The 16,549-nt window shown below is 72.4% G+C and carries 12 protein-coding genes and 1 pseudogene; 3 read left to right on the top strand and 10 right to left on the bottom strand.

Features of this window, described 5'->3' with window-relative positions; translation table 11 throughout:
* Positions 1-233 (top strand): annotated as a pseudogene (locus ACO1BR_RS06300) (ATP-binding protein); the annotation flags it as partial.
* A 569-nt stretch (positions 234-802) separates the two neighbouring features.
* Here ACO1BR_RS06300 and ACO1BR_RS06295 read toward each other — a convergent pair.
* The 4 genes from ACO1BR_RS06295 to ACO1BR_RS06280 form a co-directional block, all read right to left on the bottom strand.
* Entirely contained in the window at positions 803-1,456 is a 654-nt protein-coding gene (locus tag ACO1BR_RS06295) for a DUF4360 domain-containing protein (RefSeq protein WP_426793994.1), read from the bottom strand.
* A gap of 218 nt (positions 1,457-1,674) precedes the next feature.
* Complete coding sequence (locus tag ACO1BR_RS06290; protein WP_426793993.1) at positions 1,675-1,881, bottom strand: acyl-CoA carboxylase epsilon subunit; 207 nt, start codon at positions 1,879-1,881, stop codon at positions 1,675-1,677.
* Between the two features lie 55 nt (positions 1,882-1,936).
* Complete coding sequence (locus ACO1BR_RS06285; protein WP_426793992.1) at positions 1,937-3,520, bottom strand: acyl-CoA carboxylase subunit beta; 1,584 nt, start codon at positions 3,518-3,520, stop codon at positions 1,937-1,939.
* Between the two features lie 218 nt (positions 3,521-3,738).
* Positions 3,739-6,198, bottom strand: a complete 2,460-nt coding sequence (locus tag ACO1BR_RS06280; protein ID WP_426793991.1) for a polysaccharide lyase 8 family protein — start codon at positions 6,196-6,198, stop codon at positions 3,739-3,741.
* Positions 6,199-6,445: 247 nt separating this feature from the next.
* Between ACO1BR_RS06280 and ACO1BR_RS06275 the strand changes: the two genes are divergently transcribed.
* Positions 6,446-7,069 (top strand): YceI family protein, encoded by a 624-nt coding sequence (locus tag ACO1BR_RS06275; protein WP_426793990.1) that lies wholly within the window; start codon positions 6,446-6,448, stop codon positions 7,067-7,069.
* 243 nt (positions 7,070-7,312) lie between these two features.
* Here the strand turns inward: ACO1BR_RS06275 and cimA are convergent, their stop codons facing one another.
* The 6 genes from cimA to ureA all read right to left on the bottom strand — a co-directional run bounded on the left by cimA (position 7,313) and on the right by ureA (position 14,908).
* A complete protein-coding gene (cimA, locus tag ACO1BR_RS06270) occupies positions 7,313-8,953 on the bottom strand; it encodes a citramalate synthase (RefSeq protein ID WP_426793989.1) in 1,641 nt (546 codons plus the stop codon).
* A 283-nt stretch (positions 8,954-9,236) separates the two neighbouring features.
* Positions 9,237-10,553, bottom strand: coding sequence for an MFS transporter (locus ACO1BR_RS06265; protein ID WP_426793988.1), 1,317 nt, complete (start codon positions 10,551-10,553; stop codon positions 9,237-9,239).
* A 133-nt stretch (positions 10,554-10,686) separates the two neighbouring features.
* Positions 10,687-11,304: a TetR/AcrR family transcriptional regulator gene (locus tag ACO1BR_RS06260; protein WP_159507920.1), complete on the bottom strand. Its 618-nt coding sequence runs from the start codon at positions 11,302-11,304 to the stop codon at positions 10,687-10,689.
* Positions 11,305-11,357: 53 nt separating this feature from the next.
* Positions 11,358-12,398: an agmatine deiminase family protein gene (locus ACO1BR_RS06255; RefSeq protein ID WP_426793987.1), complete on the bottom strand. Its 1,041-nt coding sequence runs from the start codon at positions 12,396-12,398 to the stop codon at positions 11,358-11,360.
* 114 nt (positions 12,399-12,512) lie between these two features.
* Complete coding sequence (locus tag ACO1BR_RS06250) at positions 12,513-14,201, bottom strand: urease subunit alpha (protein ID WP_426793986.1); 1,689 nt, start codon at positions 14,199-14,201, stop codon at positions 12,513-12,515.
* The gene (gene ureA, locus ACO1BR_RS06245; protein WP_426793985.1) at positions 14,198-14,908 is read right to left on the bottom strand and encodes an urease subunit gamma; all 711 of its coding nucleotides are present in this window, start codon (positions 14,906-14,908) and stop codon (positions 14,198-14,200) included. Before ureA ends, ACO1BR_RS06250 begins: the two co-directional genes overlap by 4 nt.
* Positions 14,909-15,171: 263 nt before the next feature.
* Here ureA and ACO1BR_RS06240 point away from each other — a divergent pair.
* Positions 15,172-16,549: cytosine permease (locus ACO1BR_RS06240; RefSeq protein WP_426793984.1), on the top strand; the 1,378-nt coding region annotated here is incomplete at its 3' end.

Below are 16,549 nucleotides of genomic sequence, written 5' to 3'. Positions count from 1 at the left end.
GCCTCGCGGACTGCTTCCCCGCCGTGGACTACTTCGAGAACAGCGGCCTGCCGTTCGTCATCGCCCTCAACGGCTTCGACGGACACCAGCCCTACACACCGGACGAGGTGCGTGAGGCGCTGCAGATCGGCCCGGACGCGCCGATCATCATCACCGACGCCCGGCACCGCGCCGAGGCCAAGAGCGCGCTCATCACGCTCGTGGAGCACGCCCTCATGGCCCGCCTGCGCTGACCCGGCCCTACGGCACCGCTCGCGCCGCACCCCCCGTGCCCGGCGTACCCGCCGTACGACGAAAGGCCCCCGCACACCTGCCGGATGCGGGGGCCTTCGTCGTGCCCGGGGGCGTGGCGGGGGCTCAGCCCGGCGTGCCGCCCAGGGCCGTGCGGAGCGGCGCGAGCGAGACCGCCCCGGCGTCCGGGTGACCGTGGCCGAGCGCCCCCGCCCGGGCCGCGCACCCACGGGCCGGAGTGAGGCGGGCGGTGCCGGCGGCCCGCCGGGCGACGTCCGGGGCGTCNCAGCCCGGCGTGCCGCCCAGGGCCGTGCGGAGCGGCGCGAGCGAGACCGCCCCGGCGTCCGGGTGACCGTGGCCGAGCGCCCCCGCCCGGGCCGCGCACCCACGGGCCGGAGTGAGGCGGGCGGTGCCGGCGGCCCGCCGGGCGACGTCCGGGGCGTCCGCGAACGGCGCGGCACCGGCGGACCGCGGGTCGCAGCGGTCCGCGGCCGAGCAGGCACGGCGCGGGGTCCGCACGCGCGCGCGTGCGGACCCCGGTGTCAGCCGTTCGGAACGTCCCGGATCCCCGTCACCCGGTGGCGGGGCACTGCTTCCAGGCGAAGTGGTAGAGGGTGTTGATGCTGCCGTCGGTGGAGTCCATGGCCATGTAGCTGGTGGCCTTCGGGTCGGCCTGCGAACCGTCCACCCTCAGCTCGGTGTTGATGTTGAAGTAGCGCTCCTCGCCGCAGGGCGCGTAGACCAGCTGGTCGACGTCGGTCTGGTCCGAGGTCTGCCAGTCGGTCCCGTAGGGGCCGCTGAAGGTGTGGGTCGCGCGGGCCGTCTGCGGGTCGCCCTGGAAGTAGTAGTTCGCCTGCTCCAGGCCCTTGGCGCCCGGCGCGAGCGAGGCGTATCCGCGGTAGTCGGCCCGCGCGACGGCGTAGGTGAACCCCTGCGGGACATGGACGTTGAGGGCGATCTGGCAGTTCTTGCGGGCGTCGGTCGGCTTGCTGCCGCCGCCGGCCTGGGCGAGGTATTCGCTGTAGGTGACGGTGAAGGCGGTGTTGTCGGGGGCGACGGCCACGGCGGCGCTGCCGGGTCTGCAGCCCGAACCGTTGACCGTGGCGACGTCTATGACGATCTTGCCGGCCGGCGGGTCGTCGCCCCACCGGGGCGATGAGGTGGGGAGTGCCGATCCGAGGAGCAGGGCCGCCGCCGCGGCTCCGGTACCGAGCGTGCTGAGCATGGGCTCTTCCTTCCGGTCGTCCTGGCCCCGCGGGGCGGGCACACCAGGAGCGGATGACGAGCGCATGCCAGCACGGGGATCTCCGCTTGAACAGCTCTGCTCCCCGGGATTGGGGTGAACCTACGCCTTGATCCGGCCGCCTCCGGACCGGTCCCGGGAAACGGCCGAGGGGCCCCGCTGCGATGCGGGGCCCCTCGTACCGGCGTGTGGCGCGCGGTTCAGCGCTGCCAGCTGGTCGCTCCGTGGAAGCCGGTCTGCCGCTCCAGCCGGCGCCAGCGGGCGGCCGTGGCGCGCGGCCGGGCCGGGGCCTGCGGCCGGTGGGCGGCGCGGGCCAGCAGAACGGCGGTCAGGGCGGCGAGTTCTTCCTCGCTGGCCTGGCCCTTCTCGACACGGATGGGGGCGGCGGTGCCCGGGGCAGGGTTCACGGCGGTCTCGATTCTCCGTCGAAGTCGAAGGGGTGAAGTACGGTGAAGTACGGGGCTACTGGGGCGGGTTGCCGTGCTTACGGGCGGGCAGGTCCGCGTGCTTGGTGCGCAGCATGTCGAGCGCGCGGATCAGCACCTGGCGGGTGTCGGCGGGGTCGATGACGTCGTCGACCAGGCCGCGCTCGGCCGCGTAATACGGGTGCATCAGCTCGGACTTGTACTCCTTGACCATGCGGGTGCGCATGGCCTCGGGGTCGTCGGCCTCGGCGATCTGCTTGCGGAAGATGACGTTGGCGGCGCCCTCGGCACCCATCACCGCGATCTCGTTGGTCGGCCAGGCGTAGGTCAGGTCCGCGCCGATGGTCTGGGAGTCCATGACGATGTAGGCGCCGCCGTACGCCTTGCGCAGGATGATGGAGATGCGCGGCACGGTCGCGTTGCAGTAGGCGTACAGCAGCTTGGCACCGTGGCGGATGATGCCGCCGTGCTCCTGGTCGACACCGGGCAGGAAGCCGGGCACGTCCAGCAGCGTGACGAGCGGAATGTTGAAGGCGTCGCACATCTGGACGAAGCGGGCGGCCTTCTCGGACGCCTCGATGTCCAGCACACCGGCCAGCGACTGCGGCTGGTTCGCAATCATGCCGACCACCCGGCCGTCCAGGCGGGTCAGCGCGCAGATGATGTTGGTGGCCCAGCGCTCGTGGACCTCCAGGAACTCGCCGTCGTCGACGATCTCCTCGATGACCTTGCGCATGTCGTACGGCCGGTTGCCGTCCGCCGGGACGAGGTCCAGCAGCGCGTCGCCGCTGCGGTCGGCGGGGTCCTCGCAGGCCACCGTCGGCGGGTTCTCCCGGTTGTTGGCCGGCAGCAGCGACAGCAGGTAGCGGACCTCTTCGAGGCAGCTGGCCTCGTCGTCGTAGGCGAAGTGGCACACACCGGACGTCTCGGCGTGCACGTCCGCGCCGCCCAGGCCGTTCTGGGTGATCTCCTCGCCGGTGACCGCACGGACCACGTCCGGGCCGGTGATGAACATCTGCGAGGTGTCGCGGACCATGAACACGAAGTCGGTCAGCGCGGGCGAGTACGCCGCGCCGCCCGCGCACGGGCCGAGCATCACGCTGATCTGCGGGATGACGCCGGACGCCTTGGTGTTGCGCTGGAAGATGCCGCCGTAGCCGGCGAGCGCCGAGACGCCCTCCTGGATACGGGCGCCGGCGCCGTCGTTCAGCGACACCAGCGGGGCACCCGCCTGGATCGCCATGTCCATGATCTTGTGGATCTTGGTGGCATGCGCCTCGCCCAGCGCACCGCCGAAGATCCGGAAGTCGTGCGCGTAGACGAAGACGGTACGGCCGTGGACCGTACCCCAACCGGTGATCACACCGTCCGTGTACGGCTTCTTCGCCTCCAGGCCGAAGCCGGTGGCACGGTGGCGGCGGAGGGGTTCGACCTCGTTGAAGGAACCCTCGTCCAGCAGCAGCTCGATCCGCTCGCGGGCCGTCAGCTTGCCCTTGGCACGCTGCGCTTCGGTGGCTCGCTCGCTGGGGCCTCGCCGGACCTGCTCGCGGATCGCGTGCAGTTCGGCGACGCGCCCGCGGGCGTCGTTGGCACCGGCGGGCACATCTTCGACAGTGGTCATGTATCGACGGTACGTGGGCGAGGCCCCGCACACCGATGTCGGTTTCGTACAACGTCGGGTGCCATTTGGTGGGCAGGCAATACAGAACCACGCTGCACGAGGCGCGGCCACCGGCCTGTCGCCGGGTGGACGCGGTGTCCAGCGTCTGTACGGTGCCGACAAACGCCGACCGGGTGATGTTGTGCCGACCAACGGTAGGAAACGGCGCCCGGACCGGGTCAGCCGAGCCGCACCTCGCAGGTGTGTGTGGTACAGGCGGTGCCCGGGGTGAGGCGCAGCCGCAGGGTGTCGCCGGCGGTCAGCACCTCGATGGACGGGTCGTGGCGGAGCACCGCGCGCACCGGCCGGGACCAGGTGATCTCCAGGGTTTCCCCGGTGCGCTCGGGGGCCGCGGCGCACACCACGGCGGTCCGCCCGGACCGGGTGCCGCGCCCCCGCTCGCGGACCAGCACGCTCGCCGGCCCGCTGCTCGCCAGCGGCCCGGCGCGGCCCGCCCGCCAGAAATTGGCCGCGGTTAGGCCGAGCGAGTCGACGGCGACGGCCTGCCGGCCCGCGTCGTTGGCGAGCAGGGTCAGCCAGCGCCGGTCGGCGGCGCGGGCGGCGAGGGCGCGCTCGGTGGCGCCCGGCATGAGCAGGTAGGCGTAGCCGGCGTCGGTGGGGTCGGTGCCGTGGTCGTGCCAGAGGGTGAGATAGCGGCGGGTGTACGACTCGGTGGCGGAGGTGCTGTTGATGTCGTGCCAGGCGCCGGTCCGATCCTCGCGCCGGACGCACAGCGGGGCTCCGCCGGGGGATCCGGGAAAGACCCAGCCGCCGTGCCCGGCGAGGTGGGCCCAGTGGGCGCGCCGGAAGGCGGTGGTGCGGCCGAGGGCGGCGGGCCGGCGCACCCCGTCGACGGTGAGCGAAGCGGTGCCCGACTCCCCCAGGGCGCGGTTGTCGACGACGGTCTCGGCCGGTACGCCGTCGCGGGAGGTGATCCCGGCGCCCAGACAGACCACGCAGTCCGCGAGGGCGAACCAGGATTTCTTCGCGGTGAGGGTGGAGGCGAGTCCGCGCAGGTCCTGGCCGATGGCGGCGAACTCGCCGTCCGTGGTGCCGCCGACCCAGCGGGCGGCGGGCTTGGGCTCGCCCCAGCCGCCGCCCTCGTTGTCGGCGAGCCGCTTGGCGGAGACGGTGGTGCCGGGGAGCCGGTAGGGGTCGACGGTGGGCCAGTAGGCGTCGGTGTACTGGTCGCCGCCGCGGTCCGCGCGCCACCAGTAGAGCATTCCGGCGCCGCTGTGCCAGCCGTGCCGGTTCTCGCCGTTGCCGTTCTCGTAGTAGGTGATGCGGTCGGAGGCCATGGCGAGTCCGGCGGCCCAGCCGGGGCGGCGGTGCACGGCGCGGTCCATGGCGGGGAACAGCCGGTGGCCGACGGGTTCCGGGGCGGCGGGCACCGCGCTCGCCGCGATCCGGCCCAGGCGGGCGAGGTCGGCGACGGCGTACTGCCGGTCGGTGAGCACCGGCAGCGTACGGTCGCGGGCGGTCCAGCCCTTGATCATGGCGTGCCAGCGGTCGCGTTCGGCGGCGCTCGCGCCCTCGCCGAGCAGGGCGATGGCGGCGATCAGCGCATGGCCGTGGAAGTGGTCGCTGCGCAGGATGTGCCGCTCGTCGCTGCGCAGGTAACCGCGGCTGACGGCACGCCCGTTGACGCTGTCCATCATCAGGCCGTTGTGGAGCAGCGGCGCGTAGGCGTGCTCGACGCTGTCGAAGATGACCTGCCGGTGCGGGTCGGTGACCTCCCAGGGGGAGCCGCGCAGCAGGGTGAACAGCCGGCCCAGGCCGTCGAGCAGGACGGCGCCGTAGGTGCCGGAGTAGGCGACCCAGCTGTGCTGGATGAACGACCCGTCGGCGTAGAGCCCGTCGCCCTTGGTGACGTACGGGAAGACCGGCGAGAGGGCGTCCCGGGCCAGCGCGATCTTGGCGGGGGCGCGGCCGAGGACGCCACGCAGAGCCACCACCCGGCACAGGTCGACGCGGTTGGCGCCGGTGCTGGTGCCGGTGTAGGCGCCCAGCATGCTGTCCGGGACGAAGTGGTCGACGGCGGCCAGGCAGCGGGCGCGCAGGGCGTCGCCGGCCCCGCCGGGCCGGCGTTCGTCGAGGATCGCGAGGGTGTCCAGCAGGAGCCGGGGGCTGCCGATCTGCCACTCCCACCAGTTGCCGTAGCGGGTGGTGGCGGGGTGGTAGACGGTGCGGTCGAGGTGGTCGAGACCGGTGACGATGTCGGCGGCGAGGGCCGGGTCTTTGGTGTGGCCGGTGCCGGGCTGGGCGTAGGCCAGGGCCATCGTGGCGAGTCGGCCGTAGCTCTGGGTGATGCCGGCGGGCGGGTCGTAGGGGCAGTCCGGCCAGAGGGAGTCGGCTGCCGGCCGCATCCGGGACCGGAAGCCGGCGGCGATCTCGCCGGTCTCCTGGAGGGCAGCGGCGTAGGGGGCCGCGCCGGGGTCGTATCCGGTGCCGAGGGCGAGCACGCACCAGCGGCGGCGGAGGAGGGCGTACGCATCGGCGCCGTCGGCCGCCCGGTCCGGGGCGGCGGTGCGGGCGGCGGCCGGCGCGTCCGGGCCGAGCGCGAGGGCCAGTGCGCTCGCGGTGGAGGTGGCGAGGAATCCTCGGCGCGACCAGACGGGCAGGGCGGGTTCGGGCGGCACGGTCGGTCCTCTCCACGGCGTCAACCGGACTGTGGCGCTGCGCACTTGGGAGTTCCCGATGGTCTAGCACGGTGGCCCGCGGGGCGGCAATGGCCGCGCCGGAAGCCGGCATCCGCACCCGTCCGGGGGAAGTCCGGGGAGAAGAGGTTGAAACTTGAACCAGATGCCGCTACGGTAAATCTCGTTGAAGGTTAAACAATATTGCTGCATGCGCCCCCTGCCTGCACACCGTCCCCGAGGAGGAGCCATGGCTCTGTTCCACCGCAAGCGCACCGCCACCCCCGACGCCCCGGCCGCCGCAGGTGCCGCCGTTCTGGAGGCGGCTCCCGCGCTCGCCGAGCTGACCGGCGACTACACCATCGACCCGGCCCACAGCAGCATCGGCTTCGTCGTCCGGCACGCCATGGTCACCAACGTCCGCGGCACCTTCGGCGAACACGAGGGCCTGCTGAAGCTGGACGGCGGCAACCCGGCCGCGTCCACCGCGAACATCGACGTCCAGATCGCCAGCATCGACACCGGCATCACCGACCGCGACGGCCACCTCAAGAGCCCCGACTTCTTCGACGCCGAGCAGTTCCCCCTCATGACCTTCCGCTCCAGCGCGGTCGACCAGCTCGACAGCGAGACGTACCGCGTCACCGGCGATCTGACGATCAAGGACGTCACCCGCCCGCTCGCCATCGACCTGGAGTTCAACGGCGCGGCCACCGACGTCTACGGTGCCCAGCGCGTCGGCTTCGAGGGCAGCGCCGAGATCCTCCGCTCCGAGTGGGGCCTGACCTGGAACGCCGCCCTGGAGACCGGCGGCGTCATGGTCAGCGACAAGGTCAAGCTGACCTTCGACATCTCGGCGGTCAGGAAGGGCTGAGGTCCGCGGTGGAGAGCGGGCGGCCTCCGCCGCCTTCCTGGCAGGGCCCCTCCCTCTCCCCAACCTGGAGACCCCCACCCCGCAGACCCCCACCCCGGCCAAGGAGGGGCCCACCCACCCCGCCCCACCCCCGTGGCGAGGCCCCTCCCCCGCCTCCACCACGCATGCGGTGAAGGTAACGCTCCGCACCGGCCGCCGCCGGTGCCTGTGGATAACCGTGGCGCCCGTACCCGCCACGGGCACTCACTCCTGCGGCTCGACCCCGGCCCGCAGCAGCCCGTACGCGTAGGCGTCGTCCAGCGCCTGCCAGGACGCCGCGATGACGTTCTCCGCGACGCCGACCGTCGACCACTCGCCGCGGCCGTCGCTGGTGGAGACCAGGACCCGGGTGATCGAGCCGGTGCCGAGCGCGCCCTCCAGGATGCGGACCTTGTAGTCCACCAGCTCCATCGTGGCCAGCTCCGGGTAGATCCGCTCCAGGCCCACCCGCAGCGCCCGGTCCAGCGCGTTGACCGGGCCGTTGCCCTCGGCGGTGGCGACGATCCGCTCGCCCTTCGCCCACAGCTTCACGGTCGCCTCGTTGGCGTGCGTGCCGTCCGGGCGGTCCTCGACGATGGCGCGCCAGGACTCGACGGTGAAGTAGCGCAGCGGCCTGCCGTCCACCTCCGCGCGCAGCAGCAGTTCGAAGCTGGCGTCCGCGGCCTCGTACGTGTAGCCCGCCAGCTCCCGCGCCTTGACCCGGTCGACCACCCGGCCGACCAGCTCGCGGTCGCCGCCCAGGTCGATGCCCAGCTCCTTGCCCTTGAGCTCGATCGAGGCGCGCCCGGCCATGTCGGAGACCAGCATCCGCATGGTGTTGCCGACCAGCGCCGGGTCGATGTGCTGGTAGAGGTCCGGGTCGACCTTGATCGCGGAGGCGTGCAGCCCGGCCTTGTGGGCGAACGCGGAGACGCCGACGTAGGGCTGGTGGGTGGAGGGCGTCAGGTTGACGACCTCGGCGATGGCGTGCGAGATCCGGGTGGTCTCGGCGAGCTTGCCCTCGGGCAGGACCCGGCGCCCGTATTTCAGCTCCAGGGCGGCGACGACCGGGAAGAGGTTGGAGTTGCCGACCCGTTCGCCGTAGCCGTTGGCGGTGCACTGGACGTGGGTGGCGCCGGCGTCCACCGCGGCCAGGGTGTTGGCGACCGCGCAGCCGGTGTCGTCCTGGGCGTGGATGCCCAGCCGCGCGCCGGTGTCCGCGAGGACGGTCCGGACCACGGCGGTCACCTGCGCCGGGAGCATCCCGCCGTTGGTGTCGCAGAGCACCACGACGTCGGCGCCGGCCTCGCTCGCGGTGCGCACGACCTGCTTCGCGTAGGCCGCGTCCAGGGCGTAGCCCTCGAAGAAGTGCTCGCAGTCGAGGAAGACCCGGCGGCCCTGGGCCACCAGGTACGCGACGGTGTCCCGGACCATCGCGAGGTTCTCCTCCGGCGTGGTGCGCAGCGCCAGTTCGACATGGCCGAGGTGGGACTTGGCGACCAGCGTGATGACCGGTGCCTGCGATGCCAGCAGGGCGGCGACCTGCGGATCGTCCTCGACGCGGACGCCCGCCTTGCGGGTGGCGCCGAACGCGACGAGCTGCGCGTGCCGGAACGTGATCTCCTCGCGGGCGCGCTGGAAGAACTCGGTGTCCCGCGGGTTGGCGCCGGGCCAGCCGCCCTCGATGAAGCCGACGCCGAAGTCGTCCAGGTGGCGGGCGATGGTCAGCTTGTCGGCGACGGTCAGGTTGATGCCCTCGCGCTGGGCGCCGTCGCGCAGGGTGGTGTCGAAGACGTGGAAGTCGTCGGGCACCGCGCCGGCGGGGAGGACGTCGGCCGAGGGGGCGGGTTCGCGTGCGTCCGTCATGCTGGTCTGGCTCCTGTCGGGGATCTCGGTCTACCGGAATAACCGGTTCCACCGTCCCTCCATGATCCCTCGCGCTTCGCGTCCGGCGGCAGGTGGGCCGGAAACGAAAAAACCCCTCGCGGGTGCGAGAGGTCTGCGCGCGGGTCTGGGACGACGGTGTCCGCGCCGTAGCCGGTTCCTACGGGGCGGTCACTGCGGACCGGCGCGCCTGCTGCCAATAATCATGGCGAACGAGAGCACGGGGGCAGTCTGGCACACCACCGCCCCCGCGCCGCCGGGCGTCTCAGGATGCGAGCACGCGTGTCCCGGAGTCGTCGCCGGCCGCCGTGCCGACCCGGTGCAGATCGATGGTCCGGGTCTCCCGCATCGTCAGGTAGACCACCAGCGAGACCGCGGCGCAGCCGGAGACGTACCAGTAGTAGCCGGACTCGATACCGCCGTTCTTGAACCACAGGGCGACGTACTCCGCGGTGCCGCCGAACAGTGCGTTGGCGATGGCGTACGGCAGGGCGACGCCCAGCGCGCGGATGCCGGTCGGGAACAGCTCGGCCTTCACGCAGGCGTTGATGGAGGTGTATCCGGTGACCACGACCAGGGCCAGCATCGAGAGGCCGAGGGCCGGCCAGAAGGAGCCGGCGTGCCGGAGCAGCGTCATGATCGGCACGGTCAGGAAGGTCGAGCCGATCGCGAAGGTGATCAGCAGCGGGCGGCGGCCGATCCGGTCCGACAGCCGGCCGGCCAGCGGCTGGAGGCACATGAAGAGGAACAGCGCGCAGAAGCTGACCAGGGAGGCGGTCGGCTTGGACATCCCGGCGCTGCCCGAGAGGTACTTGGTGAGGTAGGTGGTGTACGTGTAGTACGCCACGGTGCCGCCCATGGTCAGCGCGATGACCAGGAACGCCTCGCGCTTGTGGGCCCACAGCGCCTTCAGGGTGCCGCGGTCCGGGTCGGACCGGGCGCCGTCGTCCTCGGCGTAGACCTCGGTCTCCAGCATGCTGCGGCGCAGCCAGAAGACGATGGCGGCGCCCAGCGCGCCGACGATGAAGGGGATCCGCCAGGCCCAGCTGTGCAGCGCGGCGTCGGACAGGGTGCGCTGGAGCACGATCTGGAGCCCCAGGCCCAGCAGCTGGCCGGCGGTCATCGACACGTACTGGAAGCTGGAGGCGAAGCCGCGGCTGCCGGGCGCGGACGCCTCGGTGAGGTAGGTGGCGCTGGCCGCGTACTCGCCGCCGACCGACAGCCCCTGGAGCATCCGGGCGAGCAGCAGCACCGCGACGCCGCCGTAGCCGGCCGCGGCGTAGGTGGGCGCGACGGCGATGAGGATGGCCGCGGCCGACATCAGGGTGACGGTCAGGGTGAGTGCGGCCTTGCGGCCCCGGCGGTCGCCGACCCGGCCGAGCACCCAGCCGCCGACCGGGCGCATGAAGAAGCCGACGGCGAAGATCCCCATGGTGTTCATGAGGTTCGCGGTGTCGTTCCCCTTCGGGAAGAACGAATCGGCGAAGTAGACGGCGAAGCTCGCGTAGACGAACCAGTCGAACCACTCGACCATGTTGCCGGCCGAGCCTACCCAGATCTTCTTCCATTGCGCTTGTCCCATAGCCGCTCACGGTCGCGGAGAGCGGGCCGCGTCGGCAAGAGCCGGGTGTGCAACGATCACGCGTACTTGCGTGCGTTGCGGTCACGGGCGCGGTGGGCCGTGAGCCGTGGGCCGTGGGCCGGTCCGGCGGCGGTCAGTCCTGCGGGACGGTGAGCGACTCGTCGAGGAACTCGCGTATCGCGCGGTCCACCTGCTCGCGGGTCGTCCCGGGCAGGCCGACGACGAGATGGGTGCCGAAGCCGTCGAGGAGGGCCCGGGTGCGGGTCGCGAAGCGCTCCGCGTCGACCGGGCGGAACTCGCCCTTCGAGACGCCCTCGACCAGCAGGGCCACCAGATCGCGGTGCCAGGCCAGCTCCAGGTCCAGCTGGCGTTCGCGGGTCTCGTCGTCGGCGTTCTGGGAGCGGACCCAGACCTCCAGCCACAGTGTCCAGCGCGGGTCGCGATGGCCTTCGGGGAGGTAGAGGTCGACCAGCGCGTCCAGTCGCTCGCGGGCCGGGACGCGGCGGGAGAGGGCGGCCCGGCGTTCGGCGCCGAGCTGCTCCTCGCTCCACTGGAGGGTCTGGAGCAGCAGCTCGTCCTTCGTGCCGAAGTAGTAGAGGATGTGGCCGCTGCTCATCCCGACCTCGCGGCCCAGTCCGGCCATGGTCAGCCGGTCCAGCCCCTCGGCGGCGATGGTGGCCATCGCCGCGGCCAGGACCTGCTCGCGCGGCTGGTTCAGGCGCCGCCGGGGGCGGCGTTCGGGACCGGGCACGGTGACCTCCGGGGTCGGGACGGGCTGGGACGGGCTGGTCCGTCAGGGGTGCGTCAGACCTTCGGCTGCTGCTGGGTGATGCAGTGGATGCCGCCACCCGCTGCGAAGATCGTACGGGCGTCGACGAGGGTGACGGTGCGCCCGGGGAAGAGCCGGCGGAAGAGCGCGGCGGCCTCCTCGTCGCGCGGGTCGTCGAAGGCGCACAGCACGATGCCGCCGTTGCACTGCAGGTGGTTGATGTAGGAGTAGTCGACCGGCTCGCCGTCCTCCTCGATGACGGTGGGGGCCGGGATCTCGACGACCTCCAGCGGGCGGCCGGTGGCGTCCGTCGAGGCGCGCAGCAGTTTGGCGATCTCGTTGCAGATCGCGTGGTCGGGGTGGTCGGGGTTCGGCTGGGTGTGGACCATCACCACGCCGGGGCGGGCGAAGGCGGCGACGATGTCCACGTGGCCGCGGGTGCCGAACTGCCCGTAGTCGGCGTACAGGCCGCGGGGCAGCCAGATCGCCTTGGTGGTGCCGAGGTGGGCGTGGATCTCGGCCTCGACCTCCTCCTTGGTGCGGCCGGGGTTGCGGCCCGGGTCGAGCTGCACGGTCTCGGTGAGCAGCACGGTGCCCTCGCCGTCGACGTGGATGCCGCCGCCCTCGTTGACCAGCGAGGTGGTGTAGTGGCGGGCCCCGGCGAGCCCGGCGACCTGCTCGGCGATCTTCGCGTCGCGGTCCCAGGCGGCCCATTCCTGGGCGCCCCAGCCGTTGAACACCCAGTCCACGGCGGCCAGTTGGCCTTGGTCGTCGGTGAGGAAGGTGGGGCCGATGTCGCGCATCCAGGCGTCGTCGAGGGGGCGCTCGACCAGGTCGACGTCCTCGCCGAGGAGGGCGCGGGCGCCCGCCAGCTGGCCGGGGCCGGCCACCACGGTGACCGGCTCGTACCGCCGGACCGCGCGGGCGACCGCGGCCCAGGCGGTGCGGGCCTCGGCGAGCGCCTCGCCGCCCTCCGCGCCGAAGGTGAAGTTGGGGCCGGGCCAGGCCATCCAGGTGCGCTCGTGCGGTGCCCATTCGGGGGGCATGCGGAAGCCGTCGGCGGCGGGGGTGTGCATACGGGGTCCTCACGGTTCGGGGGAGCGTCGGTGCGGGCGGGGCGGTGCGTACCGGCGGCAGCGGCGCGACGAGGGGGCGCCGCTGCCGGGACACGGCGGTGCGGTTTCCGGGCGTCAGAGGAAGTAGAGCCTGGAGAGGGAGACCGTGTCGGCCGGTTCGGAGCGCATCGGGTCGCCGTCGAGGGTGACCAGTCCGCTGCGCCCGTCGACCTGCACCTGTCCGACACGGGAGTTGTGGATCAGGTTGCCGGGGCCGATTCCGCGGGTTCCGCGGACGGCGACCCGGCGGCGGCGGGTGGGCATGCCGTCGCCGCCCGCTTCGGCCGCGGCGCGCGCGACGAAGGCGACGGAGATCTCCGCCGGGGTCGCGCCGTGGGCCCCGAACTGCGGGCCGAGGACGAGGGGTTCGCAGGTGTCGGTGGCGGCGTTGGGGTCGCCGGTGACGCCGTAGGCGGGGAAGCCGGACTTGAGCACCAGTTGCGGCTTGGCGCCGAAGAACTGCGGCTTCCAGAGCACGATGTCGGCCATCTTGCCGACCTCGATCGACCCGATCTCGTGCGAAAGGCCGTGCGCGATGGCGGGGTTGATGGTGAGCTTGGCGACGTAGCGCAGTACGCGCGCGTTGTCGTCGTGCGGACCGTCGCCTTCCAGCGGGCCCAGTTCGGCCTTCATCTTGCCGGCCATCGCGAAGGTGCGCCGGACCGTCTCGCCGGCCCGGCCCATGCCCTGGGCGTCGGACGAGGTGATGCCGATCGCCCCGAGGTCGTGCAGGACGTCCTCGGCGCCCATCGTGCCGGCCCGGATGCGGTCGCGGGCCATGGCGGCGTCGCCCGGCAGGTCGGTCTTGAGGTCGTGGACCGAGACGATCATGCCGTAGTGCTCGGCGACCGCGTCCCGCCCGAAGGGGAGGGTGGGGTTGGTCGAGGAGCCGATGACGTTGGGGACGCCGGCCATCTTCAGGACGTTGGGGACGTGCCCGCCGCCGCAGCCCTCGATGTGGAAGGCGTGGATGGTGCGGCCGTCCAGGACGCGGAGGGTGTCCTCGACGGTGAGGCATTCGTTGAGGCCGTCGCTGTGCAGCGCGACCTGGACGTCGTGGTCCTCGGCGACCCGCAGCGCGGTGTCCAGGGCGCGGGCGTGCGCGCCCATGTCCTCGTGGACCTTGAAGCCGCAGGCGCCGCCCTCGGCGAGCGCCTCGACCAGCGGGGCGTCCCCGGAGGACGAACCGCGGCCCAGGAAGCCGATGTTGACCGGCCAGGCGTCGAAGGCGCCGAAGGCGTGGCCCAGTGCCCAGGGGGAGTTGACGCCGACGCCCCAGACCGGCCCGAATTCCTGGCCGATGATCGTGGTCACGCCGGAGGCCAGCGAGGCTTCCATCACGCGCGGGGAGAGCAGGTGGACATGGGTGTCCACGGCGCCGGCGGTGGCGATCAGGCCCTCGCCGGAGACGATGGACGTGCCCGTGCCGACGACGACGTCGACGCCGTCGAGGGTGTCCGGGTTGCCGGCCCGCCCGATGGCGTGGATCCGGCCCTCGCGGATGCCGACGGACATCTTGCGGATGCCCTGGACCGCATCGATGACCAGGACGTTGCTGATCACCACGTCGCAGGTCTCGCGGACCGCGGCGGCCTTGAGGTGCAGCCCGTCGCGGGCGGTCTTGCCGAAGCCGGCGAGGAACTCGTCCCCGGGCTTCTGGGCGTCGGACTCGACCCGGACGACCAGTCCGGAGTCGCCGAGGACGACCCGGTCGCCGGCCCGTGGGCCGTGGACCGACGCGTACTCATGGGGATCGATGGTCATGCGCGCTCCTCCGCTCCCAGGTAGCCGCAGGCGGCGGCCCGCCGCAGCGCTTCGGCCTTGGCTCCCGGCGCGTCGAGCGGGCCGTCGACCAGACCGGCGAAGCCGATCGCGATCCGGTCGCCGCCGATCGGCACCAGGCCGACCGTCGAGCCGCCCCCGGGGTCGAACCGCACCGACGAGCCCGCCGGGACGCACAGCCGCATGCCGTACGCGGCGGCGCGGTCGAACTCCAGCCGGGGGTTGGCCTCGAAGAAGTGGAAGTGCGAGGTGACGCTGATCGGCACCGACGCGGTGTTGCGGACCGCGAGCAGCACCGCGGGCTCGGGCTCCGGATCGGCCGGGCCGGGGAGCACCGCGCCGGGCGCGGGCGGCGCGTCCGCACCGCCGGCAGCGGGGCCGGCCGCGGCGCCGATCGGGTCGCCGACCACCGCGAGCCGGGAGCCGTCGTCGAAGACGGCCTCGACGTGCACCTCGGTGACGACGTCGGCGACGCCCGGCAGGACGTCGTCCGGGCCGAGCACGCCGCGCGCCGCCTCGATGGCCTGCGCGAGGCGGCGCCCGTCCCGCGCCGCCTCGCAGACTGTGTCCGCGATCAACGCGGTCGCCTCGGGCACGTTCAGCTTCAGTCCGCGGGCCCGGCGGGCCCGGGCCAGCTCGGCCGCGCCGAACAGCAGCAGCCGGTCGCGTTCTGTGGGGGTCAGCCGCATCCGGTCCCATCCTCCCGCTCGAATTGAGCAACACTCTAACTCGGAATTCATCATTCCGAAACCATTGACCTAGGCCAGACGCATGACTCATATTGAGCGTCGCTCTAGTCCATGGCGTGAATTGATCGTTTCTAGAGCGTCGTTCAAATAATCTCGCAGCAGCGAGCGCCGCTCCGGGGCACCGCTCCGGAGCACCGTCCACCACACGGAGCACCGCGCACAGCACCGCTCACCATCTGTTCCGGCCTCTCAGGGGAGCCCTCATGCCGATCGAACAACGCGGAGTCGACACCATCCCGGACGAGGAGCGCACCAGCACTCCTCGCGACCTCATCTCGATCCTTCTCGGGTCGAACCTGGCCCTGGGCGTGGTGATCTTCGGCTGGCTACCGGTCTCCTTCGGCCTCGGGTTCTGGGGCTCGGTCACCTCCCTCACGGCCGGCACCGTCCTCGGCGCCGTCCTGACCGCCCCGCTCGCGCTGGTCTCGCTGCGCAGCGCGACCAACCTCTCCACCAGCAGCGGCGCGTTCTTCGGCGTCCGCGGCCGGCTCATCGGCTCGGTGATCGGCCTGCTGCTCTCGCTCGGCTACACGGCGCTGACCCTGTGGGTGGGCGGTGACGCGATGGTCGGCTGCCTGCACCGCCTCATCGGCCTGCCGGGCGACGGCACCGCCTACGCGGTGGTCTACGCACTCCTGGCCGGCGCCACCGCGGTGGGCGCGGTCTACGGCTACCGGGTGCTGCTCCGGATGAGCAAGGTGCTGTCCGTCGGGCTGACCGTCCTGCTCGCGGTCGGCGTGCTCGCCTACCTGCCCACCTTCCACACCGGCCCGGTCCCCGGCACCTCGTACGCGCTCGGCGGCTTCTGGCAGACCTGGTTGCTGGCCGCGGTGTCCGCCGGCCTCAGCGGCCCGATCGCCTTCATCACCCTGCTCGGCGACTACAGCCGCTACATCTCCCCGCGCCGGCACAGCTCCAGGAAGGTCTTCGCGGCCACCTACTGCGGTCTGCTGGTCGGCCTGCTGGTCCCGCAGCTCTTCGGCACCTTCAGCGCCCTGGCGGTCGGGGCGGGCGGCAGCGACTACGCCGGCCCGCTGGTCGCCGGGGCACCGTTGTGGTACCTGGCCCTGCTGCTGCTCAACGCCTCCGCCGGCTCGGTCGGCAACTCCGGCCTGATGCTCTACAGCATGGGTCTCGACCTGGACGCGATCCTGCCGAAGGCCACCCGCACCCAGGCCACCTACGTGGTCGCCGCGATCTCCACCGCGCTGGTCTACGCCGGCCACTTCCTGTGGGCCGCGCAGGACGCCATGACGTCGTTCGTGCTGCTGATGACCGCCATCGGCACGCCGTGGGCGGTGATCACCGTCATCGGCTTCGTGCGCTGCCGCGGCACCTACGACGCGGACTCCCTCCAGGTCTACAACCGCGGCACGGTCGGCGGCATCTACTGGTTCCGGGCCGGCTGGAACGTCCAGGCCACCGTCGCCTGGGCAGTCGGCTCCGCGGTCGGCCTGATGGGCGTGGACACGCCCTTCTACAAGGGCCCGCTGCTGTCCTTCACCGGCGGGATCGACATCAGCTTCGTGCTCGCCGCGGCCGCCGCCGGCATCGTCTACGTCCTGCTCACCGCCCGGGCGG

The sequence above is a fragment of the Streptomyces sp. YGL11-2 genome, assembly GCF_050054615.1.
In the GTDB taxonomy this organism is placed as follows: domain Bacteria; phylum Actinomycetota; class Actinomycetes; order Streptomycetales; family Streptomycetaceae; genus Streptomyces.
Note: the sequence above shows the minus strand (reverse complement) of the source record. Positions and strands in the feature narration are given on the sequence as shown.

What these genes read in the sequence shown, in the direction of transcription:
- ACO1BR_RS06285 (WP_426793992.1), bottom strand. Translation starts at nt 3,520, where the DNA reads ATGACCACTGTCGAAGATGTGCCCGCCGGTGCCAACGACGCCCGCGGG.
- ACO1BR_RS06255 (WP_426793987.1), bottom strand. Translation starts at nt 12,398, where the DNA reads ATGCACACCCCCGCCGCCGACGGCTTCCGCATGCCCCCCGAATGGGCA.
- ACO1BR_RS06275 (WP_426793990.1), top strand. Translation starts at nt 6,446, where the DNA reads ATGGCTCTGTTCCACCGCAAGCGCACCGCCACCCCCGACGCCCCGGCC.
- cimA (WP_426793989.1), bottom strand. Translation starts at nt 8,953, where the DNA reads ATGACGGACGCACGCGAACCCGCCCCCTCGGCCGACGTCCTCCCCGCC.
- ACO1BR_RS06295 (WP_426793994.1), bottom strand. Translation starts at nt 1,456, where the DNA reads ATGCTCAGCACGCTCGGTACCGGAGCCGCGGCGGCGGCCCTGCTCCTC.
- ACO1BR_RS06265 (WP_426793988.1), bottom strand. Translation starts at nt 10,553, where the DNA reads ATGGGACAAGCGCAATGGAAGAAGATCTGGGTAGGCTCGGCCGGCAAC.
- ACO1BR_RS06250 (WP_426793986.1), bottom strand. Translation starts at nt 14,201, where the DNA reads ATGACCATCGATCCCCATGAGTACGCGTCGGTCCACGGCCCACGGGCC.
- ureA (WP_426793985.1), bottom strand. Translation starts at nt 14,908, where the DNA reads ATGCGGCTGACCCCCACAGAACGCGACCGGCTGCTGCTGTTCGGCGCG.